This window comes from Pseudomonas sp. N-137 (assembly GCF_034555295.1).
GTDB lineage: Bacteria > Pseudomonadota > Gammaproteobacteria > Pseudomonadales > Pseudomonadaceae > Aquipseudomonas > Aquipseudomonas rhizophila.
The window spans coordinates 1-1226 of record NZ_JAXUDQ010000001.1; the positions used below are offsets into that span (position 1 = coordinate 1).

The following is a 1226-nucleotide window of genomic DNA, read 5'->3' on the forward strand; positions in this document are numbered from 1 at the left end:
TGAACTGGCCTAATGATTTTGGACACTTCAATCGGGCGCTATGATGGCGCCCAAATCTGAGGTGTTTGGATATGCGCAAATCTTATTCCAGTGAGTTCAAGCTCAAGGCTGCCAGCATGGTGCTGGACGAGGGCCAGTCCGTTCCCGAAGTCTGTGCCAGCCTGGATATTGGCCCTACCGCCTTGCGCCGTTGGGTCGACCAGGTTCGCAAAGAGCGCTTGGGTTCGACCCCCGAGGGGGCTAAGGCGATTACCGCCGATCAGCGAGAGATTCAGCAGCTCAAAGCGTTGCTCAGGCAAAAAGACCTGGACATTGAAATCCTAAAAAAGGCCAGTGCTCTCCTGCTTTTGGACTCCAAAGATCATTCTCGTTGATCAACGAGCTGGACGAGCAGTACGGCGTTAACAATTGCTGTCGGGCGTTTGGGGTCAACCGCAGCAGCTTTTACGCCTGGCGTCAGCGCCAAGGCAAGGTGAAGCCTGAGCGGGAGAAACTCAAAGCCGTGCTGGTCGAGCATCACAAGGAATCCAGAGCATCCGCCGGGTCTCGCACCCTTTCCAAGGAACTGCAAGCAAAGGGGCATCGTGTCGGGCGACATCTGGCTCGCAGTTTGATGCGCGAAGCCGGTGTTGCCAGTCATCAGCGGCGGCGGCACAAGTACAAATCTTCCGGCGTGGAAGCGCTGGTAGCGCCGCATGTGCTCAAGCGCAAGTTTGATGTCACGGCGATCAACCAGGTGTGGTGTGGAGATGTGACGTACATCAAGGTGGGTAAGCGCTGGATGTATTTCGCGGCAGTGTTGGATTTGTTTGCTCGCCGGATCGTGGGGTGGTCGTTTTCAATGATTTCCGATGCCACGCTGACCTGCGAAGCGTTGCGAATGGCGGTTCAATTGCGAGGCTGTCCAAAAGAGGTGCTGTTTCATTCTGACCAAGGTTGCCAATACACCAGCCACAAATTCAGGAATGAGATGCGCAAGCATGGACTCCTGCACAGCATGAGTCGTAAAGGTGAGTGCTGGGACAACGCCCCGATGGAGCGTTTCTTTGGGAGCCTGAAATCAGAGTGGGTGCCAGACGATGGCTACAGCTCGGAGCATGAAGCCCGCGTGGATGTGCAACGTTATGTGATGCGATACAACAACGTCAGGCTCCATAGCTACAACGACTACCGGTCGCCGGTAGCCATGGAGAAACTGGCGGCGTGAAACCTTAACTGGTGTCCAG

General features: G+C 55.5%; 2 protein-coding genes. Both read left to right on the top strand.

The features are described from left to right. Positions 1-71: 71 nt before the first annotated feature. Positions 72-374 carry an IS3 family transposase gene (locus T3A99_RS00005; RefSeq protein ID WP_047230570.1) on the top strand — a complete coding sequence of 101 codons (303 nt, stop codon included), beginning with the start codon at positions 72-74 and terminating at the stop codon, positions 372-374. Then, entirely contained in the window at positions 371-1207 is an 837-nt protein-coding gene (locus T3A99_RS00010; protein WP_047230569.1) for an IS3 family transposase, read from the top strand. Before T3A99_RS00005 ends, T3A99_RS00010 begins: the two co-directional genes overlap by 4 nt. Positions 1208-1226 lie beyond the last annotated feature (19 nt).